This window comes from Streptomyces sp. CA-251387 (assembly GCF_050936625.1).
In the GTDB taxonomy this organism is placed as follows: Bacteria; Actinomycetota; Actinomycetes; order Streptomycetales; family Streptomycetaceae; genus Streptomyces.
Window position 1 is genome coordinate 3,906,571 of record NZ_JBNJMJ010000001.1, and the last position, 16,451, is coordinate 3,923,021.

The window sequence follows — 16,451 nt, forward strand, 5'->3', positions numbered from 1 at the left end:
CGGTCATCCGTTACTTCGGATTTACACCAACCCGTTGACAACCTATTCAGCTACCAAGAACTCTGCATGACGTTATACAGCCGGGCAAGGGACATCTCATGATCCAGTTCGACGCGGTCCACAAGCGCTTCCCCAACGGCACGACAGCAGTCCACGATCTCTCCCTGGAGATGCCGGAGGGCGGCGTGACCGTCCTGGTCGGATCCTCCGGTTGCGGCAAGACGACCACCCTGCGGATGATCAACCGGATGGTGGAACCGACCTCCGGCACCATCCGCGTCGGCGGTAAGGACGTCACCCGCCAGGACGCCGCCGAGCTGCGCCGCTCCATCGGGTACGTCATCCAGCAGGCGGGCCTGTTCCCGCACCGCACGGTGCTCGACAACATCGCCACCGTGCCGCTGCTGCTCGGCTGGAGCCGCCGCAAGGCCCGCGCCCGCGCGGCGGAACTCCTGGAGACCGTCGGTCTCGCGGCCGATGCCGGCAAGCGCTACCCGCACCAGCTCTCCGGCGGCCAGCAGCAGCGCGTCGGCGTCGCCCGCGCGCTCGCCGCCGACCCGCCGGTGCTGCTGATGGACGAGCCGTTCGGCGCGGTCGACCCCGTCGTACGCACCCAGCTCCAGGACGAACTGCTGCGGCTCCAGAAGGAGTTGAGCAAGACCATCGTCTTCGTCACACACGACATCGACGAGGCCGTACGCCTCGGCGACCAGATCGCGATCTTCCGCACCGGCGGCCACCTCGTCCAGTGCGCCTCCCCCACCGAGCTGCTCGCCCGCCCCGCCGACGACTTCGTGGCCGACTTCCTCGGCGCCGAGCGCGGCCTGAAGCTGCTGTCGCTGAAGACCCTCGCGGACGTCCCGCAGGGCCCGGCGCCCGAGGGCGGTGCCTGGACGCTCGTACTCGACGAGGCGGACCGGCCGCTCCGCTGGGCCTCGAAGGACGCCGAAATCCCCGTACGACCGCTCAAGGACACCGACTCCCTGCTGTCGGCGCTCAACGAGTCCGTCGCCTCCCCCACCGGCCTGGTCGCCCGCGTCGACGCGGAAGGCACTCTCACCGGCGTCTCGTCCCGCGACGACATCCACACCCACGCTGGCCAGGCCCACACCGAGGCCCGGGTGGCCGCATGACCATCGACTGGTCGTGGATAGCCGACCACACCGACGACCTCACCGCCCTGACGTTCTCCCACCTCCAGGCCGCGCTCACCGCCGTCCTCCTCGGCGTCCTGATCTCGCTCCCCCTCGCGGTGATCGCCCACCGGATCCGCCCTCTGCGCGGTTTCCTGCTCGGCCTCTCGAACGTGCTGTTCACGATCCCATCGATCGCGATCTTCGTGCTCCTGCTGCCGGTCTCCGGCCTGACCCGCACCACCACCGTCATCGGCCTGACGGTCTACACCCTGGTCGTCCTGCTGCGGAACACGGTCGAGGGCCTCGACTCGGTCCCCATGAAGGTGAAGGAGGCCGCGAAGGCGATGGGCACGCGCCCCCTGCGCACGCTGCTCACCGTCGAGTTCCCGCTCGCGCTCCCCGTGATCATGGCCGGCGTCCGGATCGCGACCGTCATGTCCATCTCCCTGGTCTCGGTCGCGACCTACATCGGCGACGGCGGCCTCGGCCAGCTCTTCACCGACGGCTTCCAGCGCAACTTCCCGACCCCGGTGATCGTCGGAGTGGTCCTCACGCTGCTCCTGGCGGTGGTCGCGGACTTCCTGCTGGTCGCCCTGCAGTACGTACTCACCCCCTGGCGGAGGCGGCGAGCCTGACATGTACGAACTCTTCACGAACCTCGGCGAGTGGCTGGTCAGCGGCGAGCAGTGGTCCGGCCCTGACGGCATCGGCCACCGCCTGGCCGAACACCTCCAGTACTCGCTCCTCGCCACGCTCATCGCGGCCGCGATCGGCCTCCCCCTCGGCCTGCTGATCGGCCACACCGGCAAGGGCGCCTTCCTCGCGATCAACCTCGCGTCCTTCGGCCGCGCCCTGCCGACCGTCGGCCTGGTGGTGCTCGTCTTCCTGGCCGGCGGACTGTCCATGCTCCCGGTCTACGTCGCGCTGGTCGCCCTCGCCGTCCCGGCGATCGTCACCAACACCTACGCCGGGATGACGGCCGTCGACCCGGACGTGAAGGACGCGGCGCGCGGCCAGGGCATGCGCGGCCACCAGGTCCTCTTCCAGGTGGAGCTCCCGCTGGCCCTGCCCCTGATCATGACGGGCCTGCGCCTGGCACTCATCCAGGTCGTGGCCACCGCCACCATCGCCGCGTACGTCTCCTTCGGCGGCCTGGGCCGCTACGTCTTCGATGGCCTCGCCCAGCGCGACCTCGTGCAGGTGCTCGGCGGCGCGGTGCTGGTCGCCGTGATCGCCGTAGTCCTGGACCTGGCCCTGTCCGGCCTCCAGCGCTTCCTCTTCCGCCACCGCACTGCCTAGGGACCCTTCGATGAACCTCCCGATGAACCGACGCACGCTCCTCGGCGGCCTCTTCGCAGCCGCCTCCGTCCCCGCCCTCTCCGCCTGCGCGAGCGGCATCACCTCCCTGGAGAACCAAGGCACGACCAGCGGTGGCGGCGGCTCCAGCAAGGGCGGCATCACCATCGGCACCGCCAACTTCACCGAGAACCAGGTGCTGGGGTACCTGTACGCGGCCGTCCTGGAGTCGGCCGGCGTGAAGGTGACCGTCCGCCCCAACCTCGGCACCCGAGAGATCCTCATCCCCGCCCTCAAGGGCGGCGACATCGACCTGCTCCCCGAGTACCAGGGCGCCCTGCTGCACTACGTCGCCCCCAAGGCGACGGCGACGGAGGAGGGCGAGATGCAGAACGCCCTCACCATCGCGCTGCCGAACGGCCTCCAGGTGCTGCCGTACGGCATGGCAGAGGACTCGGACGCCTTCGTCGTCACCCGCGAGACGGCCGAGAAGTACGGCCTCGCCTCCCTCGCCGACCTGAAGAAGCAGAACGGCAAGCTGGTGATCGGCGCGGCGCCCGAGGTGAAGAAGCGTGAGGTGGGCGCGGTCGGCCTCAAGGAGGTCTACGGGGTGGAGTTCAAGGAGTTCAAGTCGCTGGACTCCTCCGGCCCGCTGGTGAAGGGCGCCCTGAAGAAGGGCGACGTGGACGTGGCCAACCTCTTCACCACGGACACGGACATCCAGGCCAACGACTGGGTGGTGCTGTCGGACCCCAAGAACCTCATCCCCGGCCAGCACGTCGTGCCCCTCATCGCCGACCGCAAGGCCGACTCCACCGTCCGCAAGGCCCTCGCCGAACTGGGCAACACCCTGACCACCGCCCAGCTGACCGAGCTGAACCGGCAGGTGGACAAGGACAAGAAGGACCCGGAGGACGTGGCGAACGCGTACGCCGAGGAGCACGGGCTGGTGAAGTGACAGGGCACTGCCGCGTACCCCCGCGCCAACAGGGGGGCTAACCCCAGTGCGGCCGTCGCCCCCGCTCCCTACCGTGAGTTCCATGACCGGAATGGACGCGCGGGACACCGAACTCAAGAAGGAACTCAACGCCACCCTGCAGGCCCGCAGGGAGCTGGGCGAGGAGTACGAGTCCGCGCTGGTCGACTCGTTCCTGGAGAAGGTCGACCAGCGCATCGACGGGGCGGTCGAGCGCCGGCTGCGGCGGCAGCTGGCCGAGCAGCAGATGGTGGTGGCCCGGGGCGCACGGTCGCCGAAGCCGACGGACTCCTTCGGTGAGCGCTTCGGCTTCGGCATCGTCACGCTCGTCGTGGCGATCCCGCTGTCCGGCATCGGCGGCGGCGTCGCCGGCCTCTCCGGTCTGCTGGTCACCTGGGTCGGCATCGTCGGCGTCAACGTCGTCCAGGCCGCCCGCACCCACCCCGGCCTCTTCCGGGGCTGGCGCCGCAAGTCGGCCAAGGACGAGGACCGCTGGGGGGACTGAGCGTCCCCGGCGACTGCGGCGCTCAGGCCTGCCGCGTGGGCAGCGCCATGATCTGCCGCAGCTTCACCTGCCGGGGCCGGCTCGCCGCGTACGCCACCTCGGCGGGGACGCGTCATCGGTGACGTCGGCGGCGCCGCACCAGAGTTGGCGGCCAGTTGGACTACGACCGACGCGTAGCCCTGCGGAAAAAGCTATGCGCGGGGACCGCCGCACCCCCGTTGCCGGGGGGCGGGACGACGGCGGTCCCCGCGAGGGACGCGGGCCGGGTCAGGGCCGGGCTTGCGCGTCCATGGCGTCCATGGAGGTCCGGGAGCCGCTCCGGAGGTCCTTGGCGCCGTTCGGCGCCGGCTGGGGCGGGGAGCCGCTCCCGCCCTGCCGACACCCACTAATGTGCCGGATCCGTGTTAAGCGGGTGCTGCGCGGACGTGACGCGCTCGTACCAGTTCCGCGACGGCGCGAGCGGCCCCGGTCACCGCAAGTTCGCCGCGTACACGGGCAGTTCACCGGAGGTTTCCCGCTACTTCCCGCCCTTGGCGAGGAAGGCCAGCAGGTCCTGCCGGCTGACCACACCGGTCGGCTTGCCCTCGACGAGGACGATCGCGGCGTCGGCGGCGCCCAGTACGGACATCAGGTCGCCGACCGGTTCACCGGAGCCGACCTGCGGCAGCGGGGCCGACATGTGCTTCTCCAGCGGGTCGTCGAGCGAGGCCCGCTTGGTGAACAGGGCGTCGAGCAGCTCCCGTTCGACGACGGATCCGACGACCTCCGCCGCCATGACGTCCGGGTGGCCGGCGCCCGGCTTGACGATCGGCATCTGCGAGACGCCGTACTCGCGCAGCACCTCGATGGCCTGACCGACCGTCTCGTCCGGGTGCATGTGGACGAGGGAGGGGATGGAGCCGCCCTCCTTGTCGTTGAGGACGTCGCCGACGCGCGCGCTCGGGCCCTCGTCCTCCAGGAAGCCGTAGTCGGCCATCCACTCGTCGTTGAAGATCTTGCTGAGGTAGCCACGGCCGCTGTCGGGGAGGAGTACGACCACGACGTCATCCTCGCCGAGCCGCTCGGCGACCCGCAGCGCGGCCACGACCGCCATACCGCAGGAGCCGCCCACGAGCAGGCCCTCCTCACGGGCCAGGCGCCGGGTCATCTGGAAGGAGTCCTTGTCGGAAACGGCGACGATCTCGTCGGCGACGGTCCGGTCGTAGGCGGTCGGCCAGAAGTCCTCACCGACGCCCTCGACGAGATACGGCCGGCCGGATCCGCCGGAGTACACGGAGCCCTCGGGGTCGGCGCCGACGACCTGCACCTTGCCGTCGCTGACGTCCTTCAGATAGCGGCCGGTGCCGGAGATGGTGCCGCCCGTGCCCACGCCCGCCACGAAGTGGGTGATCTTCCCCTCGGTCTGCTCCCACAGCTCGGGGCCGGTCGAGTGGTAGTGGGAAAGCGGGTTGTTGGGGTTGGAGTACTGGTCCGGCTTCCAGGCTCCGGGCGTCTCGCGCACCAGCCGGTCGGAGACGTTGTAGTAGGAGTCCGGGTGCTCGGGATCAACGGCGGTGGGGCACACGACCACCTCGGCCCCATAGGCCCGCAGCACATTGATCTTGTCGGTGCTGACCTTGTCGGGGCACACGAAGATGCACTTGTACCCCTTCTGCTGGGCCACGATGGCGAGACCGACACCGGTGTTGCCGCTGGTCGGCTCGACGATGGTGCCCCCGGGCTTGAGCGCACCGCTCTCCTCCGCGGCCTCGATCATGCGCAGGGCGATGCGGTCCTTCACGGAGCCGCCCGGGTTGAAGTACTCGACCTTGGCCAGGACGGTCGCCCGGATGCCCTTGGTCACGTTGTTGAGCCTCACCAGCGGGGTGTTGCCGACGAGGCTGATCATCGAGTCGTGGAAATGCACCGTTGTCTCCGGATGCTGCAAAAGGTGTGGTCGTAGTGTTCCGCCAGCCTATGGCCTGCACGGGGCCCGTGGAGGTCGTTCACTCGCCGTTGGGATTGAGACACGGTCCGTGCCGGGCAAGCAGTTGATGTACGGCTATGAGGAGGTGGCGGCGACGCATGACGAGCATGTCGAGGGCGCGAGTGGCCCGGCGGATCGCGGCGGGCGCCGCGTACGGCGGAGGCGGCATCGGTCTGGCCGGTGCGGCGGCCGTCGGTCTGCTCCTGGCCGAGGTCCAGCTCGCCAAGCGCCACGTGGGCAACGGCACGGACAACCACGTCCCGAACGCGGACGGCCGGTACGGCCACACCTACGACACCCCCGGTGAAGCGCCGTTGCGCCTGACGCTGCTGGGTGACTCCACGGCAGCGGGGCAGGGCGTGCGCCGAGCGGGGCAGACGCCGGGCGCGTTGCTGGCGTCGGGGCTGGCGGCGGTGGCGGAGCGTCCGGTGGTGCTCCGCAACGTGGCCCTGCCGGGCGCCCGCTCGGACGACCTGGACCGCCAGGTGGCCCTGGTGCTCGCCGATCCGGCCCTCGTGCCCGACGTCTGCGTGATCATGATCGGCGCGAACGACGTCACGAACCGCATGCCGCCGACGCGCTCGGTCCGTCATCTGTCCGCTGCGGTACGGCGCCTGCGCACGGCCGGCGCGGAAGTGGTGGTCGGCACCTGCCCCGACCTCGGCACGATCGAGCCCGTCCAGCAGCCCCTGCGCTGGCTGGCCCGACGGGCCTCACGCCAGTTGGCGGCCGCCCAGACGATCGGCGTCGTCGAACAGGGCGGCCGCACGGTGTCGCTGGGCGACCTGCTGGGCCCGGAGTTCGCGGCGAACCCGCGTGAGCTCTTCGGCCCCGACAACTACCACCCCTCGGCGGAGGGGTACGCCACGGCGGCGATGGCGGTGCTCCCGACGGTCTGCGCGGCCCTCGGCCTGTGGCCGGCGGACGAGGAGCGCCCCGACGTCACCCGCCGCGAGGGCTTCCTGCCGGTGGCCCGTGCGGCGGCCGAGGCGGCGTCGGAGGCGGGCACGGAGGTCACGGCCGCCATGCCGACGGGCCCGAAGGGACCGTGGGCACTGCTGAAGAGGCGCCGCCGCCGCAGGGTCCCCGAGCCGGACCGGGCACCGGTGACGCCGTCACCATGAGGTGACCGAAGCCAGTGCCCTGCAGGACGGGACGGGTAGGGGCGGCGGGGGCGAGAAAAGCAAGCGCTTAGAAAATTGCGGCCAGGGTCACACACCAACAACCGTGACCTGGCCCGTACGTGCGGGTAACTTCCCCCACAGCCCTGCTGAAAATCCCCGTACGCCAATGGAGCCGTGATGCCCGAAGCCGTGATCGTCTCGACCGCCCGCTCCCCCATCGGCCGCGCCTTCAAGGGCTCCCTCAAAGACCTGCGCCCCGACGACCTCACCGCCACGATCATCCAGGCGGCCCTCGCCAAGGTCCCCGAGCTGGACCCGCGCGACATCGACGACCTGATGCTCGGCTGCGGCCTCCCCGGCGGCGAGCAGGGCAACAACCTCGGCCGTATCGTCGCCGTACAGATGGGGATGGACCACCTCCCCGGCTGCACGATCACCCGCTACTGCTCCTCGTCCCTGCAGACCAGCCGCATGGCCCTGCACGCCATCAAGGCCGGCGAGGGCGACGTCTTCATCTCGGCCGGCGTGGAGATGGTCTCCCGCTTCACCAAGGGCAACTCCGACAGCCTCCCCGACACGCACAACCCCCTCTTCGCCGAGGCCGAGGCCCGCACGGCCGCCGTGGCCGAGCAGGAGGGCACCACCTGGCACGACCCGCGCGAGGACGGCCTGCTCCCGGACGCCTACATCGCGATGGGCCAGACCGCCGAGAACCTCGCCCGCTGGAAGGGCATCACCCGCCAGGACATGGACGAGTTCGGCGTCCGCTCCCAGAACCTCGCCGAGGAAGCCATCAAGAACGGCTTCTGGGAGCGGGAGATCACCCCGGTGACCCTCCCCGACGGCACGGTGGTCAGCAAGGACGACGGCCCGCGCGCCGGCGTCACCCTGGAGGGCGTCCAGGGCCTGAAGCCGGTCTTCCGCCCCGACGGCCTCGTCACCGCCGGCAACTGCTGCCCCCTCAACGACGGCGCCGCCGCGGTCGTCATCATGTCCGACACCAAGGCCCGCGAGCTCGGCCTCACCCCGCTCGCCCGCATCGTGTCGACCGGTGTCTCCGGCCTCTCCCCCGAGATCATGGGCCTCGGCCCGGTCGAGGCGTCCCAGCAGGCCCTGCGCCGCGCCGGCCTGACCATCGACGACATCGACCTGGTCGAGATCAACGAGGCGTTCGCCGCGCAGGTGATCCCCTCCTACCGCGACCTGGGCATCGACATCGACAAGCTGAACGTCAACGGCGGCGCCATCGCCGTCGGCCACCCCTTCGGCATGACCGGCGCCCGCATCACCGGCACGCTCATCAACTCCCTCCAGTTCCACGACAAGCAGTTCGGTCTGGAGACGATGTGCGTCGGCGGCGGCCAGGGCATGGCGATGGTCATCGAGCGCCTGAGCTGAAGCTCCTGAGCTGAAGCCCCGAGCGGTTCCCTCGAGTAGTCAACTCACGACCCTGCGTGAGCCTTCGGCCCAGAACCCGGGAAACTCCAAGGTTCTGGGCCGATTTGTGATCCAATCTCCCCCAGGATGTGACCTATCTCCCTCCGCGGAGGGATTTGCGCAGCTCAGAGCCGTTGCACCACCAAACCCCAGGCCCAAAGACCTGTCCGTTTCGTGACGTTACGCACTGACAGCTGGATAGTCCGCCCTTCAAGCTGATGTAGGAAGTCGGGGGTCGACTTTGAACCGGGAGTACGTCAGTGAGCGCCATGCCGATCGCCTTGCTGCTCACCACGGCAGCCACCGGCGCCGTGGGCGTCGCCGTCCTGCGCACCCTCATGGTGCTGCGTCGACAGGTCGCGGCCCTGCACACCGAGCTGGCACAGAGCAACGCGGCCGCGGCCCGCGGTCTCGTCCCGCCGGCCCGCCACTCCGCCGACGCCGATGAGATACGCGCAGCGGTGGCCGAGGCGCTCGCCGAGGAACGCGAGCGGGAGCTGGCCGAGGCGCGCGCCTTCTGGGCGGCCCAGGAGGCCCGTGACGCCTCCGACGCGCCCACCCTGCTGGGTCTGTCCGACAGCGAGTTGTTCCTGCCCCGCCAGGCCGATTTCGCGGGCCTGGAGCACTTGGAGCCGGTGACCGAGCCGACCGCGGACACGGACGAGTTCGCCGGGGAGTCCCCCGAGCTCGCCGCGGCCCGCCGCCGTCACCCCTCCCATCCGGACTTCGTGCCGGTCTCCTCACCGGCCGTGAACGATCACGAGCGCACGGTGGCCACCCTTGAGGAACTGGCCGCCTCCGCCACCGAACTGACCGACGTCCGCCCCGGCCCCCTTGGCACCCTCGACGTCTACGTCTTCGCCGACGGCACGACCCTGTGCATGACTCCGGGCCACCGGGAGACGGCGGAGCGTCTGGCGGCGGCCCTGCGCGCGGGCGAGACGCCGGTACTGCTGGGTGGTTCGGGAGTGTCGGGTGCGTACACCCTGACGTTCGCGTGCGGCGAGGAGAGCGTCTACATCCTGGCCGACCGGGTCATAGCGTCCCTCTAGGAGTCACATCCCGGCTCAGGGATCACACCCCGGCCCGCTTCTGCGCTTCCGCCACCAGCCTCAACGCGTCCTCCACCTCGCCCTCGTCGGTGAGTACGAGGGCCAAGTCATGCACAGCGACGGTGATCTGGTCCGCAGCGGCGAACATCCCCGCGTCCGGCATCTCCCGGGGCTCCACCCCGGGCGCCTCCAGGAGCTGCGCCCGACGTGCCAACTCTCTGGCCAGTCCCAGCGCCTCCGAAGCCGCACCTCGTTGCAACCGGCTCTGCGGCGCCGCCCGCAACCGGTCGGCGAAGTGATCTACGGCTTGGGTCAGACGCGTCGTATCAACCACGCCGTGAGCGTACGCGACTGTTGCCAACGGGCGAACGCTCAGGCACGGTGACCTGAAGGACCGGCTTACATCCCCTTTGCGTCCGGAGGCGCCGATGTCCCACGTCCTCTCCGAGGAGACCCACCGCAATATGCTCGCCCGCATCCCCCACTGCACCGGTCGTGAAGTCTCCGACTGGCTCCGCACCGTAGAAGAAGGCCCGGCTCTCGTCCGCTTCGAGGAGAAGGTCAGCTGGCTTCGGCATGAGTACGACCTCGCGTACGGCCACGCGAAGGCGATCGTCCACGAGTACGACCTGAGGAGGGCCGCGCGCAAATTCCTCTAGGCGCGCACAGACGACGAAGGGCCCCGGGGACGAACCCGGGGCCCTTTGCTTACGACTGTGCTACGACCGTCGGAGATCAGTCGCTGCTGTTGAGGATCGAGATGAGCCTCAGGAACTCCATGTAGATCCAGACCAGCGTCAGCGTGAGACCGAAGGCCGCGAGCCAGGCCTCCTCGCGCGGCGCGCCGTAGGCGAGGCCGTCCTCGACCTGCTTGAAGTCCAGGGCGAGGAAGCAGGCGCCGAGCAGGATGCCGACGATGCCGAAGACGATGCCGAGCGGGCCGCTGCGGAAGCCGAGGCCGTCACCGCCGCCGAAGACCGCGAACAGCAGGTTGACCGCCATCAGCAGGATGAAGCCGAGCGCGGCCGCCATCACGAAGCCGACGAAGCGGCGGTTGACGCGGATCCAGCCCGCCTTGTACGCCACCAGGACGGCGGCGAAGACCGCCATCGTGCCGAGCACCGCCTGCATGGCCGCGCCGCTGGCGATGTGCTCGTCGACGACGCTGGAGACGACGCCGAGGAAGACACCCTCGAGCGCGGCGTAGGACAGGATCAGCGCCGGCGAGGCCTTGCGCTTGAAGGACTGCACGAGCGCCAGCACCATGCCGACCAGACCGGCGCCGATGGCGATGCCGTAGGACCGGTTGATGTTCTCGGCGTCGACCGGCAGCAGGAACCACGCGAGCGCGGCCGTGACGATCAGCGTGCCGAGTGTGGTGGCGGTGCGCAGGATGACGTCGTCCATCGTCATCCGGCCGGTGGTGGCCGGGGCCTGCGGCGGTGCGCCGTACTGCAGGTCCTGCTGGGCGTACGGGTTCTGGGCGTACGGGTTGCCGGCCTGCGGCTGCGCGTACGGGTTGCCCTGCGTGCCGACAGCGGCGCCCCCGGCCTGCGGCGCGGTGTTGAAGCCCGCGTAGCCGTTGTCGCGGCTGAACCCCCGTCGCGAGAAGACCGGGTTGCTGCTCCTCATTTCACTCCTCCATGGCCGCCGTGCGCGGCCTTGGCTCAAGAGTAATAGGTTGGCAAAGGATTGACCCTAGTACCTGGGGAGGATCTTTCCCTCGTCGTGTTGCGCAACACGCTACGCGGCCGGGTGATTCCCAGCCACGGCGGGCCTCATTCATGACCAACCTGGAACGTGGCCGGAACCGGTCGGAGATCACACCCTTACGCCACGCCTACGCTCACCCGAACGGGAACCCGGTGTAGCCCTCGGCGAGGTCGGTCTCGGCCGCCCTCGACCCCGCCAACCGTTCCAGTCGCGCCAACTGGATCCGGTCCTCGAAGGGCGTGGCGTCGGGGGCGCGGTGCAGCAGTGTCGTCATGTCGTAGGAGAACCGCTCGGCCTGCCAGACGCGGCGCAGACACGTCTCGGAGTAGGCGTCGAGGAGCTCCGCTGAACCCGTCTCCTTCTCGTACGTCAGCGCCCGCGCGAAGGTGACGACGTCCCCGACGGCCAGATTCAGTCCCTTCGCGCCCGTCGGCGGCACGATGTGCGCCGCGTCGCCGGCCAGGAAGAGGCGGCCGTACCGCATGGGCTCGTGGACGTACGACCGCATGGGTGTGACCGACTTCTGGGTGATGGGGCCGCGCTCCAGGCGCCAGTCGTCGGCGGTCTCGAAGCGGCGTTCCAGCTCGTCCCAGATCTCGTCGTCGCTCCACTCCTCGGCGTCCGTGCCCTCGGGCACCTGGAGGTAGAGGCGGGAGACGGACGGGGAGCGCATGGACAGCAGGGCGAAGCCGCGGGCGTGGCGGGCGTAGACCAGCTCGTCGTGCGAGGGGGCGACGTCGGCGAGGATGCCGAGCCAGCCGAAGGGGTACGTCCGCTCGAAGACCTGGGTCAGTTCGGCCGGTATCGCTCCCCGGGACACGCCCCAGAACCCGTCGCAGCCGACGACGTAGTCGCACTCCAGGAGGTCCTCGCCGCCCTCGTGGCGGAAGCGGATCCGCGGGCTGTCGGTGTCCGCGCCCTCCACCGCGAGTGCCTCCGCCTCGAACAGCAGCGGGCCGCCCTCCTTGAGCTGGAGGGCGATGAGGTCCTTGCAGACCTCGGTCTGGGCGTAGACCATCACCGACCGGCCGCCGGTGAGGGCGGGGAAGTCGACGCGGTGACGCTTCCTGTCGAAGCGGAGCTCTATGCCGTCGTGGCGCAGGCCCTCGCGGTCCATGCGCTCCCCGGCGCCGGCCGCGCGCAGCACGTCCACCGTGCCCTGCTCCAGGATTCCGGCGCGCTGGCGGTGCTCGACGTAGGCGCGGTCGCGGCTCTCCAGGACGACCGAGTCGATGCCGGCGTTGTGGAGCAGCCGGGCGAGGAGGAGGCCGGCGGGGCCTGCGCCGATGATGCCGACGGTGGTGCGCATCGATCGCGTCCCTTCGTTCGCCAGGTGAACTTTTATTCACCATTTCCTGACGTGAGTCTCCGGCCGCGCACCCCCGCTGTCAACGGTTGTGCGTGAACTCTTGAAGGAAGGACGAACGTCGGAAGTGCCCAGAGCCGGACTTGAACCGGCACGCCCGCGAAGGGGCAGCGAGGTTTAAGCTCGCCGTGTCTGCATTCCACCATCTGGGCAGGCCATGGGCTCCGCATCGAGGTTCCGAGCCTATCGGGATGCTTCCCCCGAACAGCGGACGGGCGGACCGATGTTGTCTTATTTTATTGACGTCTGAGGGTGCATCAGCCCGCGGAACGGGCCATCCGCACTTGCCAATAGCCTTGCGTGCGGCGGTCGGCGGCGCATACGGAATGACGGAATTTCACCGTCCGAACAAGGACGCTCCACCTGTTCCCGACGTGAGCACCTGTCAGGGTCAGCCGTCATCCTCAGGTATGACACGGGCCGGTCCGGTCCATCCGCAGTCTGCCTTCGGAACCGGAACAGCGACTGACTACAAGGCGGTCCTCGGCCAGGACGATGGATGACGTCCTTCGAACACACCGTCGTCCTTCAGGAGCGTTCCTCTCGTGACCACCGCATCCATCGCCGGCCGGACCACCGCCGTGGCCGCGCGTGCCACGGATCTGTCGAAGATCTACGGACAGGGCGAGACCCAGGTGGTCGCCCTCGACCGGGTCTCCGTCGAGTTCCGGCAGGCCGAGTTCACCGCGATCATGGGCCCCTCCGGCTCCGGCAAGTCCACGCTGATGCACTGCGTGGCCGGGCTGGACACCTTCTCCTCCGGGTCGGTACGCATCGGCGACACCGAGCTGGGCTCCCTGAAGGACAAGCAGCTCACCAAGTTGCGCAGGGACAAGATCGGCTTCATCTTCCAGGCTTTCAACCTGCTGCCGACGCTGACGGCCCTGGAGAACATCACCCTCCCGATGGACATCGCGGGCCGCAAGGCCGACAAGCAGTGGGTGGATTCGGTCATCCGGATGGTGGGTCTGGCCGATCGCCTCAGCCACCGCCCCGCGCAGCTCTCCGGCGGCCAGCAGCAGCGCGTCGCCGTGGCCCGCGCCCTGGCCTCCAAGCCCGAGATCATCTTCGGCGACGAGCCCACCGGAAACCTCGACTCCCGCTCCGGCGCCGAGGTGCTGGGCTTCCTGCGCAACTCCGTACGGGAGTTGGGGCAGACCGTGGTGATGGTGACCCACGACCCGGTGGCCGCGGCGTACGCGGACCGCGTGGTGTTCCTCGCGGACGGCCGGATCGTCGACGAGATGTACAAGCCCACCGCGGACAACGTCCTCGACTTCATGAAGCAGTTCGACGCGAAGGGCCGCACCAGCTGATGTTCCGCACCGCCCTGCGCAACGTACTCGCGCACAAGGCCCGGCTGCTGATGACCGTGCTCGCCGTCATGCTCGGCGTCGCGTTCGTCTCCGGCACCCTGGTCTTCGCCGACACCCTCTCCAACGCCTTCCGCAACCAGTCGGCGAAGAGCTACGACGACGTCGCCGTCGCCATCACCTCGTACGCCGACCCCGACAACGCCAAGGAAGAGCCCGGCCTCTCCCGGAAGACGCTCGACCAGATCTCCGCGGCGGACGGTGTCGACGCCGCCTACGGCCGCGTCGAGGGCTTCGCCGGGGTCGCCGACCCCGACGGGAAGCTGATCGGCGTCGGCTGGTCCAACAAGGGCTCCAACTTCGCCCCCGGCAAGGACGGCAAGGACCCCGCCTACACGTTCACCGACGGCTCCGGCCCGGTGAAGGACGATCAGATCGCCCTGGACGAGGAGTCCGCGGCCAAGGGCGAGTACCAGGTCGGCGACCGGGTCCGGGTCGCGACGAACGGGCCGGTGAAGGAGTTCACCCTCAGCGGTGTGTTCACCACCGAGGACGGCGCCGTGAACGCCGGCGGCAGCCTCGTCCTCTTCGACACCGCGGTCGCCCAGAAGCAGTACCTCAAGCCGGGCTACTTCGAGAGCGTCACCGTCACCGCCGCCCCCGGCGCGGACGACGCGAAGATCCTGGCCGCGGTCAAGCCGCTGCTGCCGGACACGGCCGAGGCCCGGACCGGTCAGGCGCTCGCGGACGAGCAGGCCCAGCAGATCGAAGAGGGCATGGGCTCGCTCAAGCAGGTCCTGCTCGGCTTCGCGGGCATCGCGCTGTTCGTCGGGATCTTCCTGATCTCCAATACCTTCACGATGCTGGTCGCCCAGCGCACCAAGGAGATCGCCCTGATGCGCGCCGTCGGTGCGTCGCGCAAGCAGATCACCCGCTCGGTGCTCGCCGAGGCCGCGGTGGTGGGCCTGGTCGCCTCGGTGATCGGCTTCGTGCTCGGCATCGGCCTCGCGGTCGGTCTGCGGTCCGGAATGGCCGCGTTCGACATGAAGATTCCGGGCGGCCCTCTGATCGTGTCCGCGACGCCGGTGATCGCCGCGATCGGCGTCGGCGTGCTGATCACGATGCTCGCCGCGTGGCTGCCCGGCCGCCGGGCCGCGAAGATCCCGCCGGTGGCCGCCATGAGCAGCGTCCACGCGGTGGCCACCACCAAGTCGCTGGTGCTGCGCAACTCCATCGGTACGGCCATCACCGGCCTCGGTGCGGCCGCGATCGTGGCGGGTGCCTCGACCGGCGGCGACGACGGCCGGATGTACATCGGGGCGGGCGCGTTCTTCGCGCTGATCGGTGTGATCATCCTGATCCCGCTGCTGTCCCGGCCCGTGATCGCGCTCGTCCGTCCGCTGCTCGTCGGCCCCTTCGGGGTGTCCGGCAAGCTGGCCGGCCAGAACGCGGTCCGCAATCCGCGCCGTACCGGAGCCACCGCCTCGGCGCTGGCGATCGGACTGACGCTGGTGACCGGTCTGTCGGTGCTCGGCATCACGGTCGGCACGGCCATCGACAAGATGACCACCGACAACATCAAGGCCGACTACATGGTCTCGATGGCGAACGGCGGCGACCTGGACCAGTCCGCGCTGACGGCGCTGGAGAAGGCCAAGGGCGTCTCCGCGGTCTCGCCGCAGCAGAGCGTCTACTTCCAGGCGGGCGACGACGACTACGTGTCCGGTTCGGCGGTCACGCCGGGCGACATCGAGCAGGTTCTGAACGTCGACGTCGTCAGCGGCGACATCGGTTCGCTCGCCGAGGGCCGGATCGCGGTCGCCGAGAAGACGGCCAAGAGCAAGGGCTGGAAGCCCGGCGACACCGTCCCCGTCACCTTCAACGACGAGAAGAAGGACACGCTGACGGTCGGCGCCGTCTTCAAGGACAGCGAGTTCCTCTCTCCCGTCCTCGTCGACACGAAGGTCGTGAACCCGCACGAGGTGAAGCCGTCCATCCAGCAGATCTTCGTGAAGGTGGACGGCGGCCAGACCTCGGCGAACGAGAAGGTCCTCATCGACGCGCTGGGCGACAACCCCGCGATCACGATCATGGACAAGCAGGACATCCGCAACGAGTTCGGCGGCGCCATCAACACCCTGCTGAACATCATGTACGGCCTGCTGGCGATGGCCCTGATCATCGCGGTGCTGGGCGTCGTCAACACCCTCGCGATGTCGGTCTTCGAACGGCAGCAGGAGATCGGCATGCTGCGTGCGATCGGTCTCGACCGGCGCCGGGTGAAGCGGATGGTCCGGCTGGAGGCCGTGGTCATCTCGGTGTTCGGCGCGGTGGTCGGCATCGGTCTCGGCTCGTTCCTCGGCTGGGCGATCGGCGAGACCTTCGCGGACCAGATCCCGGGCTACGCGCTGGTCCTGCCCTGGGACCGGATCGGGATCTTCCTGGTGCTGGCCGGACTGGTGGGCGTCCTGGCAGCGATGTGGCCGGCCCGCAACGCCGCGAGGCTGAACATGCTGAACGCGATCAAGGCGGAATAGCCGTACGAGACCCAGGGCCCCGTTCCCGTG

Annotated in this window: 15 protein-coding genes and 1 tRNA gene; 11 read left to right on the top strand and 5 right to left on the bottom strand. The window is 69.5% G+C overall.

Annotated elements, in window-relative coordinates:
• Window positions 1-98: 98 nt before the first annotated feature.
• The 5 genes from ACQEV2_RS17275 to ACQEV2_RS17295 all read left to right on the top strand — a co-directional run bounded on the left by ACQEV2_RS17275 (window position 99) and on the right by ACQEV2_RS17295 (window position 3,913).
• Window positions 99-1,133 carry an ABC transporter ATP-binding protein gene (locus ACQEV2_RS17275; RefSeq protein WP_433041599.1) on the top strand — a complete coding sequence of 345 codons (1,035 nt, stop codon included), beginning with the start codon at window positions 99-101 and terminating at the stop codon, window positions 1,131-1,133.
• Entirely contained in the window at window positions 1,130-1,771 is a 642-nt protein-coding gene (locus tag ACQEV2_RS17280) for an ABC transporter permease (RefSeq protein ID WP_433041602.1), read from the top strand. Before ACQEV2_RS17275 ends, ACQEV2_RS17280 begins: the two co-directional genes overlap by 4 nt.
• Before the next feature lies 1 nt (window position 1,772).
• A complete protein-coding gene (locus ACQEV2_RS17285; RefSeq protein WP_433041605.1) occupies window positions 1,773-2,435 on the top strand; it encodes an ABC transporter permease in 663 nt (220 codons plus the stop codon).
• Between the two features lie 22 nt (window positions 2,436-2,457).
• Window positions 2,458-3,390 (top strand): ABC transporter substrate-binding protein, encoded by a 933-nt coding sequence (locus tag ACQEV2_RS17290; protein ID WP_433041608.1) that lies wholly within the window; start codon window positions 2,458-2,460, stop codon window positions 3,388-3,390.
• Between the two features lie 82 nt (window positions 3,391-3,472).
• On the top strand, window positions 3,473-3,913 hold the full coding sequence (locus ACQEV2_RS17295) for a hypothetical protein (RefSeq protein WP_433041611.1): 441 nt from the start codon (window positions 3,473-3,475) through the stop codon (window positions 3,911-3,913).
• A 517-nt stretch (window positions 3,914-4,430) separates the two neighbouring features.
• Here ACQEV2_RS17295 and ACQEV2_RS17300 read toward each other — a convergent pair.
• Entirely contained in the window at window positions 4,431-5,819 is a 1,389-nt protein-coding gene (locus ACQEV2_RS17300) for a cystathionine beta-synthase (protein WP_433041614.1), read from the bottom strand.
• 158 nt (window positions 5,820-5,977) lie between these two features.
• Between ACQEV2_RS17300 and ACQEV2_RS17305 the strand changes: the two genes are divergently transcribed.
• The 3 genes from ACQEV2_RS17305 (at window position 5,978) to ACQEV2_RS17315 (ending at window position 9,492) form a co-directional block, all read left to right on the top strand.
• A complete protein-coding gene (locus tag ACQEV2_RS17305) occupies window positions 5,978-7,003 on the top strand; it encodes an SGNH/GDSL hydrolase family protein (RefSeq protein WP_433041617.1) in 1,026 nt (341 codons plus the stop codon).
• Between the two features lie 177 nt (window positions 7,004-7,180).
• On the top strand, window positions 7,181-8,401 hold the full coding sequence (locus ACQEV2_RS17310) for an acetyl-CoA C-acetyltransferase (protein ID WP_433041620.1): 1,221 nt from the start codon (window positions 7,181-7,183) through the stop codon (window positions 8,399-8,401).
• Between the two features lie 308 nt (window positions 8,402-8,709).
• A complete protein-coding gene (locus ACQEV2_RS17315) occupies window positions 8,710-9,492 on the top strand; it encodes a hypothetical protein (protein ID WP_433054521.1) in 783 nt (260 codons plus the stop codon).
• A 22-nt stretch (window positions 9,493-9,514) separates the two neighbouring features.
• Here ACQEV2_RS17315 and ACQEV2_RS17320 read toward each other — a convergent pair whose 3' ends face one another.
• Window positions 9,515-9,826: a hypothetical protein gene (locus tag ACQEV2_RS17320; protein WP_433041623.1), complete on the bottom strand. Its 312-nt coding sequence runs from the start codon at window positions 9,824-9,826 to the stop codon at window positions 9,515-9,517.
• Window positions 9,827-9,920: 94 nt separating this feature from the next.
• Between ACQEV2_RS17320 and ACQEV2_RS17325 the strand changes: the two genes are divergently transcribed.
• The gene (locus ACQEV2_RS17325) at window positions 9,921-10,151 is read left to right on the top strand and encodes a DUF4287 domain-containing protein (RefSeq protein WP_030049879.1); all 231 of its coding nucleotides are present in this window, start codon (window positions 9,921-9,923) and stop codon (window positions 10,149-10,151) included.
• 76 nt (window positions 10,152-10,227) lie between these two features.
• Here the strand turns inward: ACQEV2_RS17325 and ACQEV2_RS17330 are convergent, their stop codons facing one another.
• From ACQEV2_RS17330 to ACQEV2_RS17340, 3 genes are all read right to left on the bottom strand, one after another.
• Complete coding sequence (locus ACQEV2_RS17330; protein WP_433041627.1) at window positions 10,228-11,124, bottom strand: Bax inhibitor-1/YccA family protein; 897 nt, start codon at window positions 11,122-11,124, stop codon at window positions 10,228-10,230.
• A gap of 214 nt (window positions 11,125-11,338) precedes the next feature.
• A complete protein-coding gene (locus ACQEV2_RS17335; protein WP_433041630.1) occupies window positions 11,339-12,514 on the bottom strand; it encodes a 4-hydroxybenzoate 3-monooxygenase in 1,176 nt (391 codons plus the stop codon).
• A gap of 125 nt (window positions 12,515-12,639) precedes the next feature.
• Window positions 12,640-12,723, bottom strand: a tRNA-Leu gene (locus ACQEV2_RS17340).
• 393 nt (window positions 12,724-13,116) lie between these two features.
• On the opposite strand from ACQEV2_RS17340, the gene ACQEV2_RS17345 reads away from it, so the two are divergent.
• Window positions 13,117-13,887, top strand: a complete 771-nt coding sequence (locus tag ACQEV2_RS17345) for an ABC transporter ATP-binding protein (protein ID WP_433041633.1) — start codon at window positions 13,117-13,119, stop codon at window positions 13,885-13,887.
• Window positions 13,887-16,421: an ABC transporter permease gene (locus ACQEV2_RS17350; protein WP_433041636.1), complete on the top strand. Its 2,535-nt coding sequence runs from the start codon at window positions 13,887-13,889 to the stop codon at window positions 16,419-16,421. Before ACQEV2_RS17345 ends, ACQEV2_RS17350 begins: the two co-directional genes overlap by 1 nt.
• Window positions 16,422-16,451: the final 30 nt, after the last annotated feature.